The following is a 24,510-nucleotide window of genomic DNA, read 5'->3' as shown; positions in this document are numbered from 1 at the left end:
AAATCTACATATTTTTTTAATACTTCCTTTTTGGAATTTCAAAAAATCTAATGTTATTAAATAGTTTTGGACTTCAATTTAATTTAAGAAGAATGACTATAAGCCTCTAAAAGCGTATATAATTTATTTGGCTCAAATGGCTTTCCCATAAAACCATTCATTTTATGCAATTCTGTTTTTTCTTTAACATCAATTTGTGCCAATGCTGTTAAAGCTACGATAGGAATATTAGCCTTTTTGGGGTCAGCCAACTTTCGAATTCTTTTTGTAGCTTGATAACCATTAACTACTGGCATCTGCAAATCCATTAAAACTAAATCGAACTCACATACTTCTTTTTCAAAATGCTTAAGTGCTTCTTCCCCATTTTCGACCACCGTGAAAGTTACACTCCACTTCGAAAAAAACTTCTTTAAAATAAGAACATTCATTTTATTATCCTCGGCAACCAAAACATTAATATCCAAAGGTTTATAAGAAGATTTTAAATATGCATTTTTACTCGTTAATACCTCACTTGTACTATTTATTTTAAAATCTAACGTAAAGAAAAAGGTAGACCCTTTACCCAATTTACTAACCACATGTAAATCGCTATTTTTAAACCTCAACAACCGCCTACAAATTGAAAGCCCTAAGCCAGTACCTCCATATTTTATAGCTGTTTCTGAGCTCGCTTGAACAAAACTTTCAAAAATAGTTTCTTGCCTGTTTTTTGATATTCCAATACCGGTATCTATAACTTTAAACCTCAATGTTGCTCTATCACCAAGAATACCACGATTTTTTACACTAAGTGTAATACATCCTTTTTCTGTAAATTTGAATGAATTGCTCAATAAGTTTTGTATTATTTGGCTAAGTACTAGTTTATCACCAATGATACTTTCTGGTAAATCATTTTCTTCAACTAATTTAAATCGAACATCTTTCTTAACGGCTTGTAAGGTAAATTGATCTCTAATATGGTCTAAAAATGAGGTTAAGCAAAATTCTTTCTCGATAACATCAAGCTTGCCCGATTTAATTTTATTAAAATCTAATAAATCATTTATTAACCCAAGTAAATGCTCACTAGAATATTTTAAAGCTTTTAGCGTATCTACTTGTTCTGGCAAATAATCTTCCATAAGTAAAATATTAGACAGCCCTGTAACAGCGTTTAATGGCGTTCTAATTTCGTGCGACATAGTTGATAGAAATTCATCTTTAGAAATGCTAGCCTTATGCAACGCTAGTTCTATTTCTTTAAAATTAGTAATATCGGTTATGGTACCAATAAAACCATAGGCTTCATTATCTGTATTTTTAAAAAGCTGCGCTTTTAATTCAAACCACATAACATGAGAACCTTTTTTAAACTTGAACACAAATACTGTTTTCTTTTTATTAAAGAAATTGTACTGTTTCTTATTTTCCTCTACATTTTTCTTTGGAATAAACTCTTTATAATTTCTTCCTAAAGTATCTTTTACGGAAACCCCAATATATTTTTCCCATGCAGGGTTTAGATAAGTAAAGTTACCTTCTAAATCGGTTTCAAAAATGACACCTCCAATATGGCCTACAATATGCTCTAGTTTAGACTTAGTGTTATCGTAGTTTTTAGTTAATTCTTCATTTAAAGCAAAAAGTTCTTTAGAGCTAAGTTCAAGAACATTTTCTAGGTGATAAACATCTTTATCAAAACTATTGTATGCGTCGTTAACCGATTTTATAAAACCAGCAAACTCGGGGCTATCCGTTTCGCTTAAACCAGCTTTTAAAAGCTGTCGCTTTAATAATCTATGGTAATCGTTTTTCAGCATTCAGACAGTGTTGTAATGGTCATGGTTTGATGATGGAGTTCGCACAACGATTCATCCAAAGGTGCTATTTCTCCATAGGAATAAAAACCTGTTATTTTCGGTTCACTACCTATTACACCTCGTACTGCATCAATTTCTTCTTCAACTAATTGCTTTAAAACCAAACGGCGCCCTACGCAACTAATTAAAATAACCAATTCTAATGTTTCTTTTAAATCTTGACTAACTGAAATAGCCGATTCCTCTGCTCCTACAATCAATCTATCAATATTGCCTTTCATAAGGCGCAAATAACTTCCTTCTTCAATATTGGCTCCAAAAATTAAACTTTGCTCCGCTTCATTTATACCTGAAAGACCACGAACAACAGCTCTAGCATATTTATCAGGTCTAATACTTACAGGAAATAAAAGACCTGAACTCGGTAATTTTTGAGCATCTTCCCCTAATAGCTCTTTATAAAGTTTTAACACTGGCTTTCCGTCTAGTTCGTACAATATATTTTTGTTTGATTTTGTAACCAAACGCTCTATACCAAAACCATCCCATCCACCTTTTGAACTATAACTTACGCGTAAATTATCTCCATAAAAACCTAAACCTAAAACTACATTTTCTAACCTCTCATTATTTCTAATAACAAACGTTTTCTGAAAATCTTCGCCATCTGCAGCCAAACCACCAGTAACACTAATGTTTGGTAGCGTATATTTTAATCCTAGAACTAAATCGGCACCATTAATATTTAATCCATCACTTAAAATCATTACATGCTTTAAACTATCCATGTATAGCATGTTACCAATACGTTCACCAGCCTTACCGCTATCTACGGTCTCGTTTAATTCTACCGCAACTAGTTTTAAGCAGGTGTTATCGAATTGAATAGCCGTTAAGGAAATGGTTTTGTCTTTTACCGCTACATCTGAAATTTCTCCTGCTGTAGAGCATCCAAATATTGTTGCTTTAGGAAAAACTCGATTTATTCTAGATAAAACCTCATCGATTATTCCAAAGTCTGGTGAAACAAAAAGCATAATCAAATTTGGATTTATAACTATTGAATCTAAGCCTTGTTTCCAATTATTTTCACTCAAAGAAATCTGATTAACCTTCATATATAGTTATTAAAAATAAAACCAAACGAACAAAATTTCTTTTATAAAAGAAAAAGATAGCCTTTAAATTAATCCTAAATTTTGTAATACAAAACTTTTTTTTAACAATTATTTCTCTTGAGTCTTGAAAACACTAAAAACTAATATTTCATCGAAGTTTTCATCTTAAAAAAAACTTTCTTCTAACATAAAAGCATAATCCCTTGATTTACAGAAAGCGTAGATGCACTCTAACAAAACACAACACTTAATCTTAAATTGCAGCTCCCAAAGCATTTTAATCGTAATTATAATTACAAGGTTAGTCACTGTGTAAAAAAAGACACTGCCCGTTTAGCTATAAACAGACAGTGTCTTTTTTTATTAAAAACGATATTCTAACTACAGAATTATTCTATTAAATTTTTTAATTCTTCAAAATCCAAACCGCCATAATTACCAGAACTCATTAAAAGCAACGCTTTATTATCAAAATTTTGTTTGAATAAAAAGGTTTTAAAATCATCTGGGTTGGTGTAAATAATCAAATCGTCTCGCTCAAAAGCTGTTGCTATTTGTTCATGGGTTACTGCTGCCAGTTTTTTAATCTCTACAGCATGCGGTGAATAAAACACTACGGCAACATCGGCCGCATCTAGAGCCCCTTTATATTCTTTTAAAAACTCAGCATTTAAACTACTATAGGTATGTAATTCTAAACAAGCCACTACCGTACGATTAGCATATTGCTCTTTTACTGCGTTTGTTGTTGCTTCTACTTTACTAGGCGAATGTGCAAAATCTTTAAACGCAACACTAGTTTTACTTTCGGCTATTTTTTCTAAACGCTTACTGGCTCCTTTGAAAGTTGCTATAGCTTCGTAAAAATCATCTTCATCAATACCCATGTGTTGGCAAATCCATTTGGCACCTGCCAAGTTATTCAGGTTATGTTTTCCAAAAACCTCTATTGGTAAAGCCCCTTCTGGTGTTTCTAAAAACGTTTCACCATCTTCTACTGTGTATTCTGGTGTTTGGTAAGCTATTTTTCTAATTGTATTTTCGCTAGCTTCTACAACACGTTTTACTTCTGGATCTTCTTCATTATAATTTATGCTTCCACCACTAACAATAGAATCTATAAAAATACTGAATTGTTCTACATAATTTTCGTAAGTAGGAAACACATTAATATGATCCCAGGCAATACCACTTAACAAAGCAATATTAGGTTTATACAAATGAAATTTTGGTCGTCTATCTATGGGTGAACTTAAATACTCGTCACCTTCTAAAACTATAAAGTCATTATCTTCCGTAAGTTTTACCATAACATCAAAACCTTCCAATTGGGCACCAACCATATAATCTACGTCCCGATCATGATAATGCATAACATGCAAAATCATAGAAGTAATAGTTGTTTTACCATGGCTTCCACCAATAACTACACGAGTTTTATGTTTAGATTGCTCGTACAAAAACTCTGGATAACTATAAATTTTTAAGCCTAATTCTTGAGCTTTAAGCAACTCAGGGTTGTCGGCTTTAGCGTGCATTCCTAAAACGATTGCATCTAATTGTGATGATATTTTTTCTGGAAACCAACCAAAAGCTTCTGGCAACAAACCTTTTGCTTGCAATCTAGATTTAGAAGGTTCAAAAATAGTATCGTCGCTACCTGTTACTTTGTATCCTTTGTTATGAAGCGCTAAGGCTAAATTGTGCATGGCCGAGCCGCCAATGGCTATAAAATGTACGTTCATGTGCTGATTTTGAATGTTTCAAAGATACTTTTTTGAGATGAATTGTTGAAGTGTTGTTAAGGAAAATTGTTTGATTATTTTATTGAGGTATTTACTTAAATAACACCTTTGACAGGCACAAAACTTTAAATAAAAAACAATACTTTCGTAAAGTACTTTTTTCAATACACACAAAAATGAATTGGATTTTATTAATTATTGCTGGACTTTTTGAAGTAGCCTTTGCGGCATGTTTAGGTAAGGCCAAAGAAGCATCTGGAATAGAGACAACTTATTGGTATATGGCATTTCTTGTGTGCTTAACGTGTAGTATGCTTCTGTTAGTAAAAGCAACTCAAGAGCTCCCAATAGGCACGGCTTATGCTGTTTGGACTGGAATTGGAGCTGTTGGAACCGTTTTGGTTGGAATTTTTATTTTTAAAGAGCCCGCTACTTTTTGGAGGCTCTTTTTTATTTCAACGTTAATTATTTCTATAGTGGGTTTAAAATTTGTTTCTCATTAAAAGATTTTAAAAAATTACGCGATAAAAAATACATTAACAAGTATTGCGTTAGGGATTGAACGGCATGTTTGAAATCCTTTTTGTAGCAGAAAGACCTCAGCAATAAACCATACCTTACTTTAATTGATTTTGGTTATTAGAAATTCACGAAAACTAATAGCAAAAAGATTGAGTAGTGAAAGCCCGACCCTTTTCGGGTAACGCCAAAATTATTTAAAAAAACACTTTATTTATCTATTTCTCCAGAAAAATGGCGTGAATAAAATAAGCACCGTAAAAAGTTCTAAACGCCCAATAAGCATTAAAAATGCCGACCACCATTTTGCTAATGGCGGTAATGCCGAATAGTTATTCACCGGTCCAAAATCGCCCAGTGCAGGACCAACATTTCCGAGGCTAGATGCAGCCAGACCGATTGCCGCGTCGAACTGAATACCAAACATAGAAAACACGAGCGCTCCAATAATAAAGGACAACATATAGAGAATAAAAAAGCCTAGAACATTAAACACAATGTCTCCAGAAACGGCACGTTTATTATAACGAACCGGTAGAATGGCATTTGGATGCAAGGTGCGCTTAAACTCTAAAAATCCGTTTTTTATTAGTATTAAATGGCGTACTACTTTTACACCTCCAGAAGTACTTCCTGCAGATCCACCAAGGAACATGAGACCGAAGAAAAACACCACTAAAAATGGCGACCACAGTGTGTAATCTGCCGAAACAAAACCTGTAGTTGTTATTACAGACAGTACTTGAAAAAGCGCATGCCTAAAAGCACTTTCTGCTTTTCCCCACACCATGGGATGTTCTATAGTAGAGATTGAAGGATCGGCTTGAAAATATATAATAAGTGCCGCTATTAAAGTAAATATGATAATAAATTTACTGTAGAGTTTAAACTCTTCATCGGCTATAATTTTCTGTACTTTTCCTTTAAATGCAAAGTAACTCAATACAAAGTTTACACCTGCCAAGAACATGAATAGAATAATAATGTATTGTATTATAGGCTGATCATTCCAATAAGCCACACTTGCATTTTTAGTTGAAAACCCTCCTGTAGACAAGGTACACATGGCGTGATTTATAGCATCAAAAAACGACATTCCTGCTAAGTTTAACAGTAATGTTTCGGCTGCTGTGTAACCAAAATAAATAAGCCAAAGTCGCTTTGCTGTATCTGTAATTCTGGGGTGTAACTTATCGGCACTTGGGCCAGGTGCTTCGGCTGCAAAAAGTTGCATACCACCAATACCTAGTAATGGCAGAATAGCAATGGCGAGTACAATAATACCCATACCACCAATCCAGTGCGTTAGACTTCTCCAAAACAGCACACCTTTTGGTACGGCTTCAATATCATTTAAAATAGATGCTCCCGTGGTTGTATAACCAGACATAGTTTCAAAAAACGCATCGGTAAAACTTGGTATTGCTCCTGTAAAAACATAAGGTAAAGCACCACAAAGCGACATAATTACCCAGCCAAAAGTTACTACTATATAACCTTCCCGCTTGTTCATTTCTTTGTTATGGTTTTTGGTTAAAACCATAGCAACAACGCCAACAATTAAAGTTGCTATACCTGCTAAAAACAGTTCAAAAGTTACACCGTCTTTATAAAGTAGACTTACTAATGCAGACAGTAGCATGAAGCCACCGTTAAACAAAAGTAACAGACCTAAGAAATGAAAAATGATTTTGTAATTTAATTTCATTTGGAAATTTATGTTGATTATGTAATACTAAACCTTAGCAGCTATTACACTTTTTAACGAAATAATTTTTCTACGCCTTTTATTGATTGAAGTAAACTGCAAACTACTACACGATCGCCTGCTTGAATTTTAAAATCGCCTAAAGCTATTACTCCCAAACCGTCGCGTATAACACCTCCAATAATGGCAGAACGAGGAAAATCTACGTTTTTAATGACTTTATTACAAATGGCCGATGTAGGCTTTACTTCAAACTCAAGAAGCTCTGCGTTCATGTTACTAAGCTTCGTCATGGCAACCACTTCGCCTTTTCTAATGTATCTAAAAATATTATTAGCCGCTAGTAATTTTTTGTTAATTAAGGTTTCTATACCAATGGAGTGCGATAGCTCAAAATAATCCATATTCTCTACTAACGCAACCGTTTTTTTAACACCTTTAGATTTAGCTACTAAACAAGTCATGATATTAGTTTCAGAGTTTTTCCCAACAGCAATAAAAGCATCCATATCACTAATATTTTCCTCTTCTAACAAATCTACTTTTCGACCATCACTATGCAATACTAAAACATTTGGTAACTCGTCGGCAATATCAAATGCACGTTCCTTATTTTCTTCTAAAAGCTTCACATTAAAGCCTTTTTCGGAAAGTGATCTCGCCGTTTTAAAACCGATTTGACTTCCGCCTAAAATCATTACATTTTTAATAACCCTATTCGGTTTCCCCGTAAGTCTACATAATTCTTCGTTTCCTCCTTTAGAGGTTATAAAAACCACATGATCGCCACGTTTAAATTTGGTATCTCCGCGTGGAATAATAGTGAATTGTGTACCAAAACGCTGAATGGCAATAGGCACAAAGTGAAGTTCTGGAAATATTCTAGCTGCTTCTTTTACTGTTTTACCAACAAAAGATGCAGAGCTTCTTAAGGTTAAACCAATCATGGTTAATGCTCCACTTTCAAACTCGTAAGTATCATTAAAAGACGATTGTTTAAGAGATAATTCAATTTCTGAAGCCGCTAATGCTTCAGGAGAAATTAATTCATCGATACCAAATTTGGTAAACCCAACTTCGTCCTTATGGTGTATAAACTCCGTATTTGTAATTCTTGCAATAGTACGTTTAGAACCTAACTGCTTAGCCAAAACACAAATAGTAATATTAGTAGTCTCGCTTGCTGTTACCGCTATTAATAAATCGCTCGCCTCTACTCTAGCTTCTTTTAGAATAGCAATAGAAGTAGCGTCTCCTTTAATAACTCTAATATCCAAATGTGTGTCTGCGTAGGCCAAACTATCCTTTTGGGTATCGATTAAAGTAATTTCTTGAGACTCGTATGATAGGAGTTTTGCTAGATGAAATCCAACTTCGCCAGCTCCTGCTATAATTATTTTCATTTGTAATTCTTCATGATAAAGTGGTGCAAAGATAGTGCAAAATTAATATTAGTTATTTAAAATGAAACTTTATAACAGAATACAAACCTATTTAAAATCTGCATTATAAACCTAAATGTAGCTTAATTATACCTATAAATTTAATAAATTTGACACTGTAAAACAGTATAACCTTCTTTTCACTTTTGAGTACACATTATAAAGTAGAAATAAATTATGTAGGTTTGCCAAAAAAATAAAGATTTGTCGAAAATTAAACCATACAAAGACAGCGATTTAGGTAAAAAAGAACAAGTTACCCAAATGTTTGATACCATTTCTGGAGATTACGACGGCTTAAACCGTGTAATTTCTTTTGGAATTGATATTAAATGGCGTAAAAAAGTTGTTAAAATAGTTAAAGACAGTAACCCAGACAGTATTTTAGATGTTGCTACAGGTACGGGAGATTTAGCTATTAATTTAGCAGAAACCAATGCTAGCAGAATTGTTGGTTTTGATATTAGTAGCGGCATGCTTGAAATTGGAAAAACCAAAGTGACTAAAAAGGCTTTAGATTCTAAAATTGAAATGATTTTGGGCGATAGTGAAAATATGCCTTTTGAAGATAATAGTTTTGATGCCATAACTGTAGCATTTGGAGTTCGTAATTTTGAATCGCTTGAAAATGGTTTAAAAGAAATCTATAGAGTTTTAAAACCTAAAGGTACCTTTGTTATTTTAGAAACCTCTATGCCAGACAAAACACCTTATAAACAAGGTTATAATTTTTACACTAAAAACATTTTACCGCTTATCGGAAAAATGTTTTCTAAAGATAGAAGTGCGTATAAATATTTATGCGAATCGGCATCTGTTTTTCCTTATGGAGAAGCTTTGAACAATATTTTGCGTAAAATTGGGTTTATAGATGTTGAAGATTTGCCACAAACTTTAGGTGTGGCCACAATTTATAAATCGAGTAAGTAATAATATGAAGCAGGTTTTTGCATTATTAGCATTTTTATTTGTAATCCAAACATCGAGTGCACAGCTTTTCAAAAAAGAAAAGATAACCTACGATGCCAACCAAGGACGCGGCTCTACGGAATACAAACTATTACGTTGGGGTTATTTTTTAGGTTTTAATAACTACGATTTCAACTTTGATTACAACCAAGATTTACAAGATGTTTATGTAAAAAGCACTACCGGTTTTAATGTTGGTTTAATAGGAAACTTAAGAATTAACAAGTTTATAGATTTACGTATTGAACCAGGTTTATTAATTACTACTAGAGAATTAAATTACAGTTCAACTTATTTTTTGGATGAAGAACCTCGGGCTATCGATTTAATTCGCGAAGTAAAATCGACCTATATTCACATCCCATTACTTTTAAAGGTTTCTACCAAACGTATTAACAATTTTAAACCATTTGTTGTTGGCGGATTCTCGACAGCTTTAAACCTCTCAAGCAACCAAGATAACCCCAACGATAATAAAAACGGACAGTTCCGTACAACTAAAAACTCGGTATTTTACGAGTTGGGTTTCGGTATCGATTTTTACCTTTATAACTTTAAATTTACGCCATCTATACGTGGTGTATTTGGTTTAAATGATGAGTTGGTAAGAGATGAGGATCCAGAAAGTCCATGGACTAGCAATATAAACAGCATGAAAAGCCGTGGTGTTTTTATTAATTTCACTTTTCAATAGGACGACGGATTGAGTATATTCTATTGCTGGCAACAATATGACAAAACCCAAAGATAACAGCAAACGAAATCGGTTTTTGATTATATTCCTAATTCTGACAATATTCGGATTTGGAATTACTGCCGCTATATTTACAACATCTGAAACGAATAATAATTATAGTTTAGATGGCATAAGAAATAAAATAAAAGATTCTATAAAAGTTTCCGAATTAAATGGTACTACAAGTAGGTGGGTAAGGAAAAACGCAACGGAATCCGAACTTCTTAAACTGACGAAATATCCAAACGGAATAGTAAAAGCAATCGCTTACGAAGGTCTTTTAAGAAAAAAAGAGTTTGCACAAAAAACTGAATTAATATTAAGAGCAATTAATGACACAGCCTACATTATAGACAATCAATCCCGGTGTGTAATGAATGTAAACATTGGCGAATATATTGTGCAAAACGTTTTATTGATTGACCACGAAATTCCAATACCTGAAAAATTACCAGATTTTGGTTTAACCAAAATAGAAAAAGAAAAAATTCTGACTGAATTTAGAAAGTTACGAGTTAAAAAAAAAGCAAACAAAATGTTTTAACGATTTGCTAAAAACTAACCACGTCTAAATTCACTTATTAAAATTGCGGTTGCTGTAGCCACATTCAAACTCTCTGTAGCTTGTAAATCGCCAAATCTTGGGATACTAATTTTTTCAGTAATTAAAGCCTCTACGGCTTTCGATACACCATTAGCCTCATTACCCATTACTAAAACGCCATGTTGTGGTAATTGCTTTTTATAAACATTTTCGCCATCCATAAAAGCACCAAAAACAGGGACATCAGTGTCTTTTAAAAAAGTTTCTAAATCCACATAACTAATATTTACTCTTGTAATTGAGCCCATAGTAGCTTGTATCACTTTTGGGTTAAAACAATCTACGGTAGCTTTACTACAAACCAATTGTTTTATACCAAACCAGTCGCAAAGTCTAATTATTGTTCCTAAGTTTCCCGGGTCGCGAACATCATCTAAAGCTACAATAAGTCCTTTGGTTTCAACAGGGGTTTGTTCAGGGATTTTAAAGACTGCTAAAGCTGTATTAGGCGTTTTTAGGAAACTAATACGCTTTAAATCGGTTTCAGAAATTAAAACTTCATCTTTGGCATCAATATTGAACGATTCTGTCGTATATAATGCGTAAAGCTTTAAATTAGACTCTAATAATTCTTTTATTGTTTTAACACCTTCAACAACAAAAAAACCAAGGTCTTGTCTATATTTTTTTTGCTTTAAACTCGTTATTAATTTTATCTGGCTTTTACTAAGCATGCCTATTATAATTTTTTGATAAAGAAAAAGAAAATATTAGTAACAATAGCCTAGACATTAATTTTTCAGTTGAAAAAACAGTATTTTTGAACGCGTAACGCATATTTTCAGCATTTTATTAAATTGAAACAAATTAAAAACAAATTTAACCAAAACTAAGGACTAGTACATTTGAAACTTCAATTCAAAACCATATTAATTTTACTAGGCGGCTTTGTATGTATTACTGCATGCAATAGCTTAAAGCGTGTCTCTAATGATGAGCATGTACTTTCTGAAAACACCATTCTTATTAATGGTAAAAAGGAAAGCAACGAAACCTTAAACAATTTGCTTTACCAAAAACCGAATACTAAAATTCCGTTTTTAGGGACACCTTTGCGATTGCATATTTATAATTTAGCACGACCTAATATCGATTCTATTATAAACGCTAACCTCAATAAGAGACCCAATAAAAAAAAGCATCTCGAAAATTTTCTTTCAAAAAAACAATTGGATAAATATCTTGAGTCTAAAAGAGATTTTAATGCGTGGCTAAAGAAAACAGGTGAAGCACCCGTGTTAGTTAACGAATTAAAAACACAAAAATCTACTACACGACTTAACAGCTACTATATCAATAATGGTTGGCTCGATGTGAAAACCGATTACAAGATTACTAAAACCGACGATAAACGTGCTAAGGTTGAGTATAAAGTTGAAACAGGTAAACCTTTTTTAATCGATACGATTACCGAGAATATAAAATCGCCTATTATTGATACTATCTATCAAAAAATAAAAAAGGATGCGTTAATAAAAAGCAGCGAACAGTATAAAACAGTTAATTTTGAAAAAGAACGTGAGCGCCTCGCTACCATAATTAGGAATTCGGGTGTTTACCACTTCTCGCAAGATTATATTACCATGGACATTGACACCATTGGTACAAATAAAAAAATGAATGTTGGCATTAACATCTTAAACCGAGCCATTAGAAATCAAGATTCTGTAGCTCGTGTTCCTTTCAAAATATATACCATTAGAGATGTAAATATAATTACCGATTATTCTTTTGAGAACAGAGGTAAACCATTTCTAGATTCGATAAAATATAACGGTTATAATATTTACGCTTATGATAAAATAAAATATAGACCACGAGCACTTACCGATGCCATGTTCACGAATGCTGGTACTATTTTTAAAGATCTGGATAGAACCAGAACTTATAGACATCTTAATGAGTTAAAAACCTTTAAATACCCCAACATTGAGTATTACGAACATGAAGACAATACCTTAACCGACACCATTAGGCTTACACCATTGAAAAAGTTTAATTTTGGTTTTAGTGCAGATATTTCTCAAAGTAATATTCAAAACTTTGGTTTTTCATTAAGTCCTAGTTTGCAGATAAGGAATATATTTAGAGGTGCGGAAACCTTTCAAATATCTGGAATAGCTTCTATTGGTTCTTCTAAAGATAAAAATAATATAGACGATCCTTTTTTTGATATTAACGAATATGGTATCGATTTAAAATTAACCATTCCTAGGTTGTTTTCTCCATTTTATACTGAGCGTATTATTCCGAAATACATGTCTCCAAGTACCAACATTAGCCTATCATCCACTAGCCAAACTAATATTGGGTTAGACAAAGAAACCTTTAGCGGCGCTTTTAATTACAACTGGCACCCTAATAATAATGTAACGAATAGGCTAGACATTTTCAATATTCAATATATCAATAATCTAAACATAAAAAATTATTTTAGAGTTTATACAACATCTTTTAACACGCTAAATAATATTGCCCAGGATGTTGGTTATGTTGGCCCAGATGACGAATTAAATATTCCCAATTCCGATAACCCAAATAATCAGGCCGATGAGTTTATAGCTTATGCTTTGGGAGACATTACACCTTCCGAACTATCTACCGACCAAGTATCAACCATACAAGCTATAGACGAGCGTAAAACACGTTTAACAGAAAACAACTTAATACTATCGTCAAGTTTCAGTTTCACAAAAGATGGTAGAACTAATATTTTTGATGAAAACTTTTCAATTTTTAAATTTAAAATTGAACTAGCCGGTAACTTATTGGCAAGTGCATCTGATTTTATTGGCCTTAAGAAAGACTCTCAAGACAGATATGAACTTTTAGGCGTTGCCTTTTCTCAATACGTAAAAACAGAGTTCGATTATACAAAACACTGGGATTTAGGAGACAAAAACGTACTTGCAATGCGAAGCTTTTTGGGTATTGCGGTTCCATATGGAAATTCCTCTAGTATACCATTCTCTAAAAGTTTCTTTGCAGGAGGACCAAACGACAATAGAGCCTGGACAGCTTATAGTTTAGGCCCAGGAAGTTCACAAACCACAAACGAATTTAACGAAGCTAACCTAAAATTGGCCGTAAACCTTGAACACCGTTTTAATTTATTTGGAAACTTAAATGGTGCCTTTTTTGTTGATGCAGGTAACATTTGGAATGTTTTTGACGATGTTGAAACCGAAGGAGCCACCTTCGATAATTTTAGTTCCTTAAAAAATATTGCAGTAGGTTCGGGTGCAGGTTTACGTTACGACTTTAGCTTTTTTGTTTTTAGGTTCGATGTAGGTTTCAAAACCTACAACCCTGCTAACGAAACACAAAACCGTTGGTTTAACGAATATAATTTCACCAATGCCGTATATAATATTGGTATAAACTATCCTTTTTAGACCTAATTTTAGTTTACTATTTCACTATAACGTTTTAGTGTTATTTTAGCACTTTCAATTCTAAAAACCCAAGTTTTTTATTTAAAAAATGATTACTTTTGGTAACTTAGTAATTAATAATAAATAAATTAAAATGGGACACAATATAAAACCAGGTGTAGCTACAGGCCTAGAAGTACAAGCAATTTTTAACCATGCAAAAGCAAACGGTTATGCTTTACCTGCAGTAAATGTTATTGGATCGGACACTATTAATGGTGTTTTAGAAACTGCAGCAGAATTAAATGCTCCAGTGATTATTCAATTTTCTAATGGTGGTGCGCAATTTAACGCTGGAAAAGGTTTAAGCAACGATGGTCAAAAAGCTGCTATAGCAGGAGCTGTTGCAGGTGCAAAACATGTACACACTTTAGCTGAAGCTTACGGTGTTCCAGTAATTTTACATACCGATCACTGTGCTAAGAAATTATTACCTTGGATCGACGGTTTATTAGATGCTAGTGAAGTACACTTCAAAGAAACTGGAAAATCATTATTCAGTTCACATATGATTGACCTTTCTGAAGAACCAATCGAAGAAAACATTGAAATATGTAAAACGTATTTAGAAAGAATGTCTAAAATGGGCATGACTTTAGAAATAGAATTAGGTATTACAGGTGGTGAAGAAGATGGTGTAGACAACTCTGATGTAGACGATTCTAAATTATACACACAACCAGAAGAAGTAGCTTACGCTTACGAAGAATTAAGTAAAGTAAGTCCACAATTTACAATTGCAGCAGCTTTTGGAAATGTACACGGTGTTTACAAGCCAGGTAACGTTAAATTAACTCCGAAAATCCTTAAAAATTCTCAAGAGTTTATCACAAAAAAATATGGTGTTGAAGAAAATCATATCGATTTTGTATTCCACGGTGGATCTGGATCTACAGTAGAAGAAATTAGAGAAGGTATTAGCTACGGTGTAATTAAAATGAACATTGATACAGATTTACAATATGCATTCATGGAAGGTATTCGTAACTATATGGGTGAAAAATCTGAATATTTAAAAGCGCAAATAGGAAACCCTGATGGATCTGATTCGCCAAACAAGAAATATTACGATCCAAGAGTTTGGTTACGTGAAGGTGAAAAAACCTTTGTAGCTCGTTTAAAGAAAGCTTTTGAAGATTTAAACAACGTGAACACGCTATAACTATAGATGTTTTTATATAATATAATTAGGCTCTGCATAAAGCGGAGCCTTTTTTGTATATTATACTCTAAATCAGAAAATTAAAGGATAAAAACCAATAAATTCACTTAGGCGTTACCGCAAAATTAAAAAAAGGTTTAATTTTGCCGTCAGGCTTTCCGCTGTATCTTTGTGCTTTTAGTTAAAATCACTACGCATTTTAACCAAAAACAAAAAGGATGCCGCATCAATCCTTAACGCAGTTAACGGCTTAATATTAAAGCTTTAAACTTTAAAACACACATAACTATGTCTTGGTTTAAAAGAAAAACAAAAGGTATTACAACTACTACGGAAGAGAAAAAAGACACTCCAAAAGGACTGTGGTATAAATCTCCAACAGGTAAAATTGTAGATGCCGAAGAATTAGAAAAAAACTTTTACGTAAGTCCAGAAGATGGATATCACGTTAGAATAGGAAGTAAAGAATATTTTGAAATCCTTTTTGATGATAACAATTTTAAAGAACTAGATAAAAACCTAGACTCTAAAGATCCATTAAAATTCGAGGATACAAAAAAATATCCTGACCGCTTAAAAGCCGCTCAAGAAAAAACCAAACTAAAAGATGCCGTACGTTGTGCTGTAGGTAAATCTAAAGGAAAAGATTTAGTAGTAGCTTGTATGGATTTCGCTTTTATTGGAGGCTCTATGGGTAGTGTTGTAGGTGAAAAAATTGCACGTGCAGCCGATTACGCCTTAAAAAACAAATTACCATTAATGGTTATTTCTAAATCTGGAGGAGCTAGAATGATGGAAGCTGCATTGTCATTAATGCAATTAGCAAAAACATCTGTTAAGCTTGCGCAATTAGCTGATGCAGGTTTGCCATACATATCTCTATGTACAGACCCAACTACGGGAGGTACAACAGCATCTTTCGCTATGCTAGGTGATATTAATATAGCCGAGCCTGGTGCGTTAATTGGTTTTGCAGGACCTAGAATTGTTAGAGATACTACTGGTAAAGAATTGCCAGAAGGTTTTCAAACTTCAGAATTTTTACTAGAACATGGTTTCTTAGATTTTATAACATTAAGAAAAGATTTAAAGGATAAGGTTAATCTATATGTAGATTTAATCACCAATCAACCACTAAGAGCATAAATAAAAAAGCGAGCCATATGGCTCGCTTTTTTATTTATGCTACTCTAGCTTTTAATATTACTTTAAGCTAGAAAAAACCTTATTAAACAGCTTTCTTAAGAGATACTGTAAACTCCGTTCCTTTGCCTAATTCACTTTTCACTTCAATCTTTCCTCCCAGGGATTCTATGTGGTTTTTGGTTATAAATAAGCCAACACCTCGCGCGTCTTTATGCTTATGAAATGTTTTATACATTTTAAAAATTTGATCTCCGTGGGTGTCCATGTCAATTCCTAAACCATTATCCCTAAAAGTAATTACAACAAAATCATCATTTATTTCACTTAGCAAAAATACTTCAGCAATTCTATCTTTGGCACTATACTTTAAAGCGTTGGTTAAAAAATTCAAAATTATACTATCTAAAAAAGCAGGAATAGCTAATACCGAATGTTTAGGATCTACATTATTCTCTATTTTACATTTTATATTTTTAGCCAACCCACTTACATTATAAATAGCTCTATTGCAGTACTCGTGGAGGTTTAAAGACTGTACTTCCTCCTTATTCATTGACTTTATTTTAGCAACTTCACTTAAGTGAGATACAGTATCATTTAAATTTTGAATAGATTTCTTTAAAAATTCAAAATTCTCGCTTTTATAAGCTTTAGAGGTGGCTTCCTCCTCAGAAATAAACCCAACGAGCGTTTCTAAATTCGAAGAATGTGTTCTTAAGTTATGCGTCACTATATCGGCGAAATTAGACAATCTATTGTTCTGTTCTTTACTTAAATCTAATAACACTTTTAACTCCTCACGATCCAATTTTTGCTGAGATATATCGTGTATTTCAGAAATAAAATATTCTGGATTACCAGCATCATCTCTAACTAAAGATACAGATAGTCTTACCCAAACTATAGATCCGTTTTTATGAAAGTAACGCTTCTCTATTGTATAATTAGAAATATCGCCACGCAGTAAAGCCCGCATGGCTCCCAAATCTTTATTAAGATCGTCTTTATGTGTAATATCCTGAAATGTCTTTTCGTAAAGCTCTTCCTTTGGATAGCCTAGATATTTAACGATACTATCATTAACTTTTATCCACTCGCCACGCATACCAACAATGGCCAGACCACCCATGGCATAATTAAAAATATTCTCGAATAATTTATGTCGTGAAAAACTGATCGCCATACAATGCTCGCTAATTTATACAAGGAGAAAAGTTAAACGTTTTTTTTTAATTATAAAAAGATTTTACTAAATAATATCGTAATTTACTTACACCATGCGATTTAACCTATATTTAACACAGTAAAACTTCAGAAAATATATTAATGTCAAAAACAAAAACGAGCTACATTTCTAAAAGAAATATAGCTCGTTTGGCTGGGCGAAATAATAAATTAAACTTAATTTCTACCTGGCTTTTTATCTACTTTATGTAATGGTGCAACGGTTGGATCGGTTGCTTTTACATTGGTTCCTCCACTAACAATAATAAACTTTGATCGACGATTACGTTGGTGCTCTTCTTCTGTACAATTATTTGTATTTGCATCATCACAGTTGTTTAATAATTGATCTTCACCATAACCTATTGCGCTTTGTATTCTAAATTTAGAAATACCTCTAGTAAATAAGTAGTATTGTGTGAACTTAGCTCTTTTATCTGATAATTCCCTGTTATAACCTTTAGATCCGCGACTATCTGTATGCGACTCTATTTTAATAACCATATCAGGATGATTATTCATCACCGTAACAATTTTCTCTAATTCATATTCGGCATCATCTCTAACAATGTATTTATCAAAATCAAAGAAAATTGGATTAATAATAATTTCATTTCCAACAATTAATGCTTTCAGTACTAAATCGGCCTGATTTACCTTACCTCGTTCTAAATTGGTGATAACACTTTCTTGATCCGAAACATAATCTAATTTAGACCCGATTATGGTATACTCATTATCGCAAGCCACTTTTGTAAAAGTGTAATTTCCTTCAGCATCACTTAACACTTCTTTTAAAACCTTACCGCTTTTATCGATTAACTTAACTGTTGCTTCTGGTAAAATTGACTTACTTAAACTATCCGTAACAACGCCTACTATGGTCTGTAAACATGGAGACGAAGAACTAAAACTATAAACATCATCATCACCTTTACCTGTTACTCTATTTGATGAGAAATAACCAGAATTTTCATCTTTTAAAGTAAAGGCAAAATCGTCCATATTACTATTAATAGATGCTCCTAAATTATATACATTCGTTTCTTCTTTATTACTTAAATCGGTTTTATAAATATCTAAAAGCCCAAAACCAAAACGTCCGTTCGAAGAAAAATACAATGTATTATCTTGGCTTATAAACGGAAACATTTCCATGCCTTCCGTATTTATTTGAGGACCCAAATTCTTTGGTGTTCCATAAAGGTTTTTATCTATATCTAAAGCTACTTTAAAAAGGTCAGTTCCACCAATTGCTCCAGGCATATCAGATACAAAATACAGCTCCTTTTCATCTAAACTTAATGTAGGATGCCCAACAGAATACTCGTCACTGTTAAAAGGTAATTCTTTTTCATTAACCCATTTGCCATTTTCTAAGTCGGCTCTATATAATTTTAAGTTTGTAGTTTTATCTTTTGCTTTTCTCAATTTTTTACCATGATAATTATCTCTAGTAAAATACATGGTATTTCCATCTTTACTTATCACTAAGGTCGCCTCATGATATTTTGTATTCACATCACCATTTAGATAATCCAACTCACCTAATTGTGCATCTTCTCCAACACTACCTTTATAAACATTTAAAAAAGGCTGACGGTTCCACTTATATATTTTTTGACTTTTCCCTGAAAATGGTTGAGTTGAAAAAATGAAAAGTAAACTATCATTCACAAAACCATTAAAATCGGAATAGCTCGTATTTATATCTAAGTTCGTGATGTTGTTATAGGTAATATTACTCTCATCTTCTACTAATCCTAATAATACCTGTTTTGCTCTAACATCATCTTTCTCCAAAACGGCATATTGAGCAAACATTTCTTTAGCTAAATCCTTTTCTCCTAAAGCATTAAGCGTTAATCCATATTTATAATAGTATTCGCTATCTAACTGTACTTTATACTTATCAAATAGTAGCTCGTACCAAACTTGGGCTTCCGTTACATCTGCGTTGTTGTAATAAGAATCTGCTAAGCGCTGCAGCGTAACTTGTGAAGAGTCACCTTTTTTTACTATATCACCATATAATTGGGCAGATTTAACATAGGCATATTCATTAAAATAACGCTCTGCTACAATTTTACTTTGACCAGACATGCCGGAAAAAGTAAAGCAAAAACCTATAATTAATAGTATCTTAATTTTATTCATAATATATTTTTTAGAAGAATCTTGGAGATTTAATTTTTCCTTGTCTTAAGATATTGAATCTTAACATAATTTCGTGCGATCCGCTTGTATATTCATTTATTGGAGTTGTTGCATAATCATAAGCATATCCAACAAATAACTCGGGAGATATTTGAAAGCCAGCTAAACCACTAACAGATCCATTCCATCGGTATGCCAAACCTAAAGTCAACTTTTCATTAAACAAAAAGTTAGCAGAAAGATCTACAGATATTGGAGCACCAGAAACACCTTTTCCTAAAAAGGCTGGTTTGAATTTTAAATTTTCACTTAAATCGAATATATATCCACCAATTAAAAATACATGCAAGCGCTCTTCTGCAACACTTTGGATAAACTCATCATAATGCTGTGAGCTAATAATATTAGGAACGGAAAGACCTAAATACCATTTTGTATCATGATGATAAAAAATACCACCACCTATAGAGGGTAAAAATTTCGAATCTATATTTTCCAAATTAGGATCATTCATTTGCTCAGCCGTTCCTTTAGAAAAATCGACATCTAAAAATCTAACACCAGCTTTAATACCAAATGATAAATTAGTTTCTAAACCAACTGGTATGGTGTATGAAAAATTACCATCTAAATAAACTTCGTTAGATGGGCCTAATTCATCTTGAATAATATTTAGACCTAAACCTACACGTTCACCTGCCTGAGTTTCCAACCCAAATGTTATTGTTTTGGGAGCTCCATCGACACCTACCCATTGTGTCCGATATAACCCTGTGGCAGTAAAATCTCCACCCGTACCAGCATAAGCTGCATTTACACTCATGGTATTGTACATGTATTGCGTATACTGCGGGTCTTGCTGTGCTTCCACTTCTTCTACTATAAAGGAGAAGAAGCAAAACAGAACTAAGAGTTTTAATATATTACGTTGTATTTCCATTTTTATTTTTTTATAATTTACGTATTCAGCTCGTATTAGTTTACATATAACCATCCTATTCTTGGCTCATCTCCTTGTCCTAAATCTAAAACGTAGTAATAAGTTCCTACTGGTACTTTATCTTCTTCATTTACTGTTCTAGGTCCGTTTGACACACCATCCCAAGTGTTATTATATCCGCTGGCAGTATACACTTCATACCCCCATCTGTTATAAATTTTTAAGGTGTTTTTTGGATAGTTCTCAATACAATCAATAGTGAAATAATCATTTATTCCATCAACATTATGCGGAGTGAATGTACTATATACTTCTATACATGTTGTTGAAAGCACAACTCCTAAAGTAACTTCATCTGTATCATTATCATTATATAGATCTACCTGATCGACACTTAACACTGAAGCTACGTTTGTATAATCTGTAGCGTTTAAGACTCTAACCGTGATTTCTAATAATTCTACACCATTATACTCTAAAGCATCTATTGACCATATACCAGAGGTTTCATCATAAACTCCGGATGTTGTTAAGTGAGAAATATATTCGTAACCACTAGGTAATATATCTTCAATTACAATGTTAGTTCCATCTTGAGGACCAAAGTTTTGAGCAGTGATTGTGAAAGTCACTTCATCATTTACAAGAGCAGATTCTACACTTGCCTCTTTTGTTACACCAATATCGGATGCAGGCTCAAGTGTATTTACATCTATACAATCTGCACAAGTTGGATCAGGGTCCATAGTGTCGCTTGTTACAGTTACTGCATTGATTAAATCTCCCGTAAACTCAAATGGTACACTTAGTGTTACTGTATAAGTCACTGAATCTCCATCTAAAAATAAATCTATTGTATCAGTCAATGCACCCGTTCCACTTGTTCCGTTATCGCCAACCCATACGGCATCAATGATACCTACTGGTAATGGATCGCTAACTATTACATTAGCGGCATCACTTGGGCCATTATTAGTTACAGTAATTGTATAAACTACGTCTGTACCTGCTATATAAGTAACTTCACCATCGTCTTTTACAGTTACAATATCTGCCATTGGAATTGGTAATACTGTTACTGTTGGACCATCTGGTTCTCCATCGCCATCAACATCTGTTGTATCTGTATCGTTAGGATCATCTGATATATCGCTTACTGGGTTTCCGTAAGGATCCAATCCATTCGCTGTTGCTGTGTTTACAATACTTCCTGCTGCAATATCTGCATCAGTAATTTTGTAATCAAATGTATAAACGCCTACTTGACCAGGAATTAATAATGGTGACACTATTGGTTGATCTATTACTCCTAGCATAGTATCTGTAACTGTAATTCCTTCTATGATTGCATTTCCAGTATTCACTACTGTGAATGTATAAGTAATGGTATCACCTTCTTCTACAACCCCATCTCTACCTATATCAATAGTTGCGGTTTTTCTCAATTCCATTTGTGGACTTGTTAATGGTGTTACTGTACAGTCTGGACATGTAGGATCGTATGCTGGATGCGACGGACCAACTGGTGTTGGATCTTCCGACTCATCGCTAACAGGACCTTCACTTGTTGTTCCATTTGCTACTGCTACGTTGTATACAACTCCCGCATCTAAATCTGCTTGAGTAAGGGCATATTCATAAGTTACAGTTCCTATAGATCCAGGTGTTAAATCTGCTGGTGAAACAGGTAAACCTGTAACTCCTAATTTTGCATCATCAACAGTTAATCCTGTTACATCTATATTTCCTGTGTTTCTAACAGTAAATGTATAGGTAATAATTTCTCCTACTTCTACAACATTATCTCCATCTGCATCGGCATATACTCCATCCTTAGTTAATTCTAAATAAGGACTTTTTAACAATGTGACTGTTGGAGCATCTGCTTCACCATCACCTTCTATATCTGTTGTATCTGTATCATTAGGATCATCTGATATATCGCTTACTAAATCTCCATATGGATCTGTTCCATTTGCAGTTGCTGTATTTTCAATTCTTCCTGCTACAATATCTGCAGCAGTTATAGAATAATCGAACTCAACTGTTCCTGTTTCTGTAGGATCTAGCGTTCCTGAAATTACCGCTAAGTTAGATACACCCAACATATTATCAGTAATTGTAATATCACTCACAGTAACATCTCCTACATTTTCAACAGTAAATGTATAAGTAATAATGTCACCTTCATTGATAAGTCCATCTGTTCCTCTATCTACAATTGCAGTTTTCAATAACTCAATCATTGGATAAACAATAGGGTTTACTGTAATATAAACAGTTGATTGATCACAAGCTTCCGGTACTCCACTATCACAAACTTCATATACAAAACTATCTGTTCCGCTAAAGTCTGGATTTGGAGTGTAAACAAACGTACCATCAGAATTTAATACTAATGTACCATTATCAACACCAGTAACTGGTATTGTGTTCACCGTTGGTGTATCTCCTTCTGGATCGGTATCATTATCTAATACGCTACCTGCGATGTCCATATTTGGGTTACCATTATAAGCATCATCATTTGCATAGGTATCATTATCTGTTCCGTTTGATGGATCCACAGTTACAGTTACCGTAGCTGTATCACAAGCTTGTGGGCTACCTGTATCACAAACCTCGTATGTGAATGTATCTTCACCTACAAAACCGGCATCTGGTATATAAGTAATAGTTCCATCTGTATTTTCTACTATCGTTCCGTTTACTGGGTCGGTAATCGATCCTGGAGTTATACTTAATGGATCACCTTCTGGATCAACGTCATTTGCTAAAACAACAACATCTACAGGACTTCCTGCTTCCGTTGTAGCAGTATCACTATTAGCAATTATTTCGTTCTCCGCTGTATTTGGATCGGCCAAAACTTTAATAGTCACCGTAGCCGTATCACAAGCTTGTGGGAAACCATCATCACATACAGTGTAAGTGAAGGTATCTGTTCCGGTAAACCCTTCAGCTGGTGTGTAAACATAATCACCATTTGGACTCATAACTACAGTTCCACCTTCCGTACTTAACGGACTATAATCTGATACTGTTTGCGTATCGCCTTCAGCATCGATATCATTAGTAATCACATTTCCATTTACTGCTACGTCTTTAAATGTATTATTAACGTCATTGATTGCATCCGTCGTTACAACAATATAAGTAATCGTTACCGTGGCATCATTAGATACATTACCATCATTATCTTCTACATTATAACTGATAACCGTTGGATCGTCTGTAAACGTTGATAACGGTGTGAATGTGATTGCGCCTGTAGTTTCATCTACACTCCATGTTCCTTCGTTTGGTACTGCAAAACTAGTAACATCGCCATTGGCATCGGTTACAATACTTGTGGCATTTGTTGGTGCTACTAAACTTACCGTTGTTGGGTCTAATTCTCCATCTGGATCGGCATCTACGCCGCCGCCATTAGCTACTAATGGATCGATAGTTACTGCGCCTGCTACATTTGCTAAGCTCTCATCATTCTCGGCTGTTGGTGATTCGATAACGTAATCTACTGTTACAGTTGCGGTATCACTTAAACCAGTTTGTGTTTCGGTTAAGGTATATTCTATTGCTGTTGGATCATTCGTGAATCCTGCTTCTGGTGTGAATGTTAAATCATCCGTTGCTGGATCGTAAGTCCAAGTTCCCTCTCCTGGTACAATTAACGTTAATGGATCGCCATCGCCATCTGAATCCGTTGGATCTAGACTGATTACGGCATTACCTGTTCCTGGTGTCGTATCTACTGGGCTACCATCACTTAACGTATCGTTTGATGAAATATCGGCT

General features: G+C 33.7%; 17 protein-coding genes. 7 read left to right on the top strand and 10 right to left on the bottom strand.

Features of this window, described 5'->3' with window-relative positions; genetic code table 11:
* Positions 1-83 precede the first annotated feature (83 nt).
* From ACJJV4_RS03095 to murC, 3 genes are all read right to left on the bottom strand, one after another.
* The gene (locus ACJJV4_RS03095) at positions 84-1,808 is read right to left on the bottom strand and encodes an ATP-binding protein (protein ID WP_405292023.1); all 1,725 of its coding nucleotides are present in this window, start codon (positions 1,806-1,808) and stop codon (positions 84-86) included.
* On the bottom strand, positions 1,802-2,926 hold the full coding sequence (locus tag ACJJV4_RS03090; protein ID WP_405292021.1) for an FIST signal transduction protein: 1,125 nt from the start codon (positions 2,924-2,926) through the stop codon (positions 1,802-1,804). The genes ACJJV4_RS03095 and ACJJV4_RS03090 overlap by 7 nt, the downstream gene beginning before the upstream one ends.
* Before the next feature lie 389 nt (positions 2,927-3,315).
* On the bottom strand, positions 3,316-4,671 hold the full coding sequence (gene murC / locus ACJJV4_RS03085; RefSeq protein WP_405292019.1) for a UDP-N-acetylmuramate--L-alanine ligase: 1,356 nt from the start codon (positions 4,669-4,671) through the stop codon (positions 3,316-3,318).
* Positions 4,672-4,847: 176 nt separating this feature from the next.
* Between murC and ACJJV4_RS03080 the strand changes: the two genes are divergently transcribed.
* The gene (locus tag ACJJV4_RS03080) at positions 4,848-5,174 is read left to right on the top strand and encodes a DMT family transporter (RefSeq protein WP_405292017.1); all 327 of its coding nucleotides are present in this window, start codon (positions 4,848-4,850) and stop codon (positions 5,172-5,174) included.
* 230 nt (positions 5,175-5,404) lie between these two features.
* On the opposite strand, the gene ACJJV4_RS03075 is transcribed toward ACJJV4_RS03080, so the two are convergent.
* Positions 5,405-6,898 (bottom strand): TrkH family potassium uptake protein, encoded by a 1,494-nt coding sequence (locus tag ACJJV4_RS03075; protein WP_405292015.1) that lies wholly within the window; start codon positions 6,896-6,898, stop codon positions 5,405-5,407.
* A gap of 53 nt (positions 6,899-6,951) precedes the next feature.
* Complete coding sequence (gene trkA / locus ACJJV4_RS03070; protein ID WP_405292013.1) at positions 6,952-8,301, bottom strand: Trk system potassium transporter TrkA; 1,350 nt, start codon at positions 8,299-8,301, stop codon at positions 6,952-6,954.
* 243 nt (positions 8,302-8,544) lie between these two features.
* Here trkA and ubiE point away from each other — a divergent pair, with 243 nt between their 5' ends.
* Genes ubiE through ACJJV4_RS03055 form a run of 3 tightly spaced genes read left to right on the top strand, consistent with a single transcriptional unit; the run spans position 8,545 to position 10,589 of the window.
* Positions 8,545-9,270, top strand: coding sequence for a bifunctional demethylmenaquinone methyltransferase/2-methoxy-6-polyprenyl-1,4-benzoquinol methylase UbiE (gene ubiE / locus ACJJV4_RS03065; protein WP_405292011.1), 726 nt, complete (start codon positions 8,545-8,547; stop codon positions 9,268-9,270).
* Between the two features lie 4 nt (positions 9,271-9,274).
* On the top strand, positions 9,275-10,003 hold the full coding sequence (locus tag ACJJV4_RS03060; RefSeq protein WP_405292009.1) for a porin family protein: 729 nt from the start codon (positions 9,275-9,277) through the stop codon (positions 10,001-10,003).
* 37 nt (positions 10,004-10,040) lie between these two features.
* Entirely contained in the window at positions 10,041-10,589 is a 549-nt protein-coding gene (locus ACJJV4_RS03055) for a hypothetical protein (RefSeq protein WP_405292007.1), read from the top strand.
* A 14-nt stretch (positions 10,590-10,603) separates the two neighbouring features.
* Here ACJJV4_RS03055 and ACJJV4_RS03050 read toward each other — a convergent pair whose 3' ends face one another.
* Positions 10,604-11,323 (bottom strand): TrmH family RNA methyltransferase, encoded by a 720-nt coding sequence (locus tag ACJJV4_RS03050; RefSeq protein WP_405292005.1) that lies wholly within the window; start codon positions 11,321-11,323, stop codon positions 10,604-10,606.
* 171 nt (positions 11,324-11,494) lie between these two features.
* Here ACJJV4_RS03050 and ACJJV4_RS03045 point away from each other — a divergent pair, with 171 nt between their 5' ends.
* The 3 genes from ACJJV4_RS03045 (at position 11,495) to accD (ending at position 16,391) form a co-directional block, all read left to right on the top strand.
* Positions 11,495-14,044, top strand: a complete 2,550-nt coding sequence (locus tag ACJJV4_RS03045) for a BamA/TamA family outer membrane protein (RefSeq protein WP_405292003.1) — start codon at positions 11,495-11,497, stop codon at positions 14,042-14,044.
* Positions 14,045-14,177: 133 nt separating this feature from the next.
* Entirely contained in the window at positions 14,178-15,245 is a 1,068-nt protein-coding gene (fbaA, locus tag ACJJV4_RS03040; RefSeq protein ID WP_405292001.1) for a class II fructose-bisphosphate aldolase, read from the top strand.
* A gap of 288 nt (positions 15,246-15,533) precedes the next feature.
* Positions 15,534-16,391, top strand: coding sequence for an acetyl-CoA carboxylase, carboxyltransferase subunit beta (gene accD / locus ACJJV4_RS03035; protein ID WP_405291999.1), 858 nt, complete (start codon positions 15,534-15,536; stop codon positions 16,389-16,391).
* An 82-nt stretch (positions 16,392-16,473) separates the two neighbouring features.
* Here accD and ACJJV4_RS03030 read toward each other — a convergent pair whose 3' ends face one another.
* The 4 genes from ACJJV4_RS03030 to ACJJV4_RS03015 form a co-directional block, all read right to left on the bottom strand.
* Positions 16,474-17,574: a PAS domain S-box protein gene (locus tag ACJJV4_RS03030; RefSeq protein WP_405291997.1), complete on the bottom strand. Its 1,101-nt coding sequence runs from the start codon at positions 17,572-17,574 to the stop codon at positions 16,474-16,476.
* A 218-nt stretch (positions 17,575-17,792) separates the two neighbouring features.
* Positions 17,793-19,772 carry an OmpA family protein gene (locus ACJJV4_RS03025; RefSeq protein ID WP_405291995.1) on the bottom strand — a complete coding sequence of 660 codons (1,980 nt, stop codon included), beginning with the start codon at positions 19,770-19,772 and terminating at the stop codon, positions 17,793-17,795.
* Between the two features lie 10 nt (positions 19,773-19,782).
* A complete protein-coding gene (locus ACJJV4_RS03020; protein WP_405291993.1) occupies positions 19,783-20,712 on the bottom strand; it encodes a type IX secretion system membrane protein PorP/SprF in 930 nt (309 codons plus the stop codon).
* A 35-nt stretch (positions 20,713-20,747) separates the two neighbouring features.
* The coding region (locus ACJJV4_RS03015) for a tandem-95 repeat protein (RefSeq protein ID WP_405291991.1) at positions 20,748-24,510 on the bottom strand (3,763 nt) is incomplete at its 5' end.

Source organism: Algibacter sp. Ld11, from assembly GCF_045066735.1.
GTDB lineage: Bacteria > Bacteroidota > Bacteroidia > Flavobacteriales > Flavobacteriaceae > Algibacter.
Note: the sequence above shows the minus strand (reverse complement) of the source record. Positions and strands in the feature narration are given on the sequence as shown.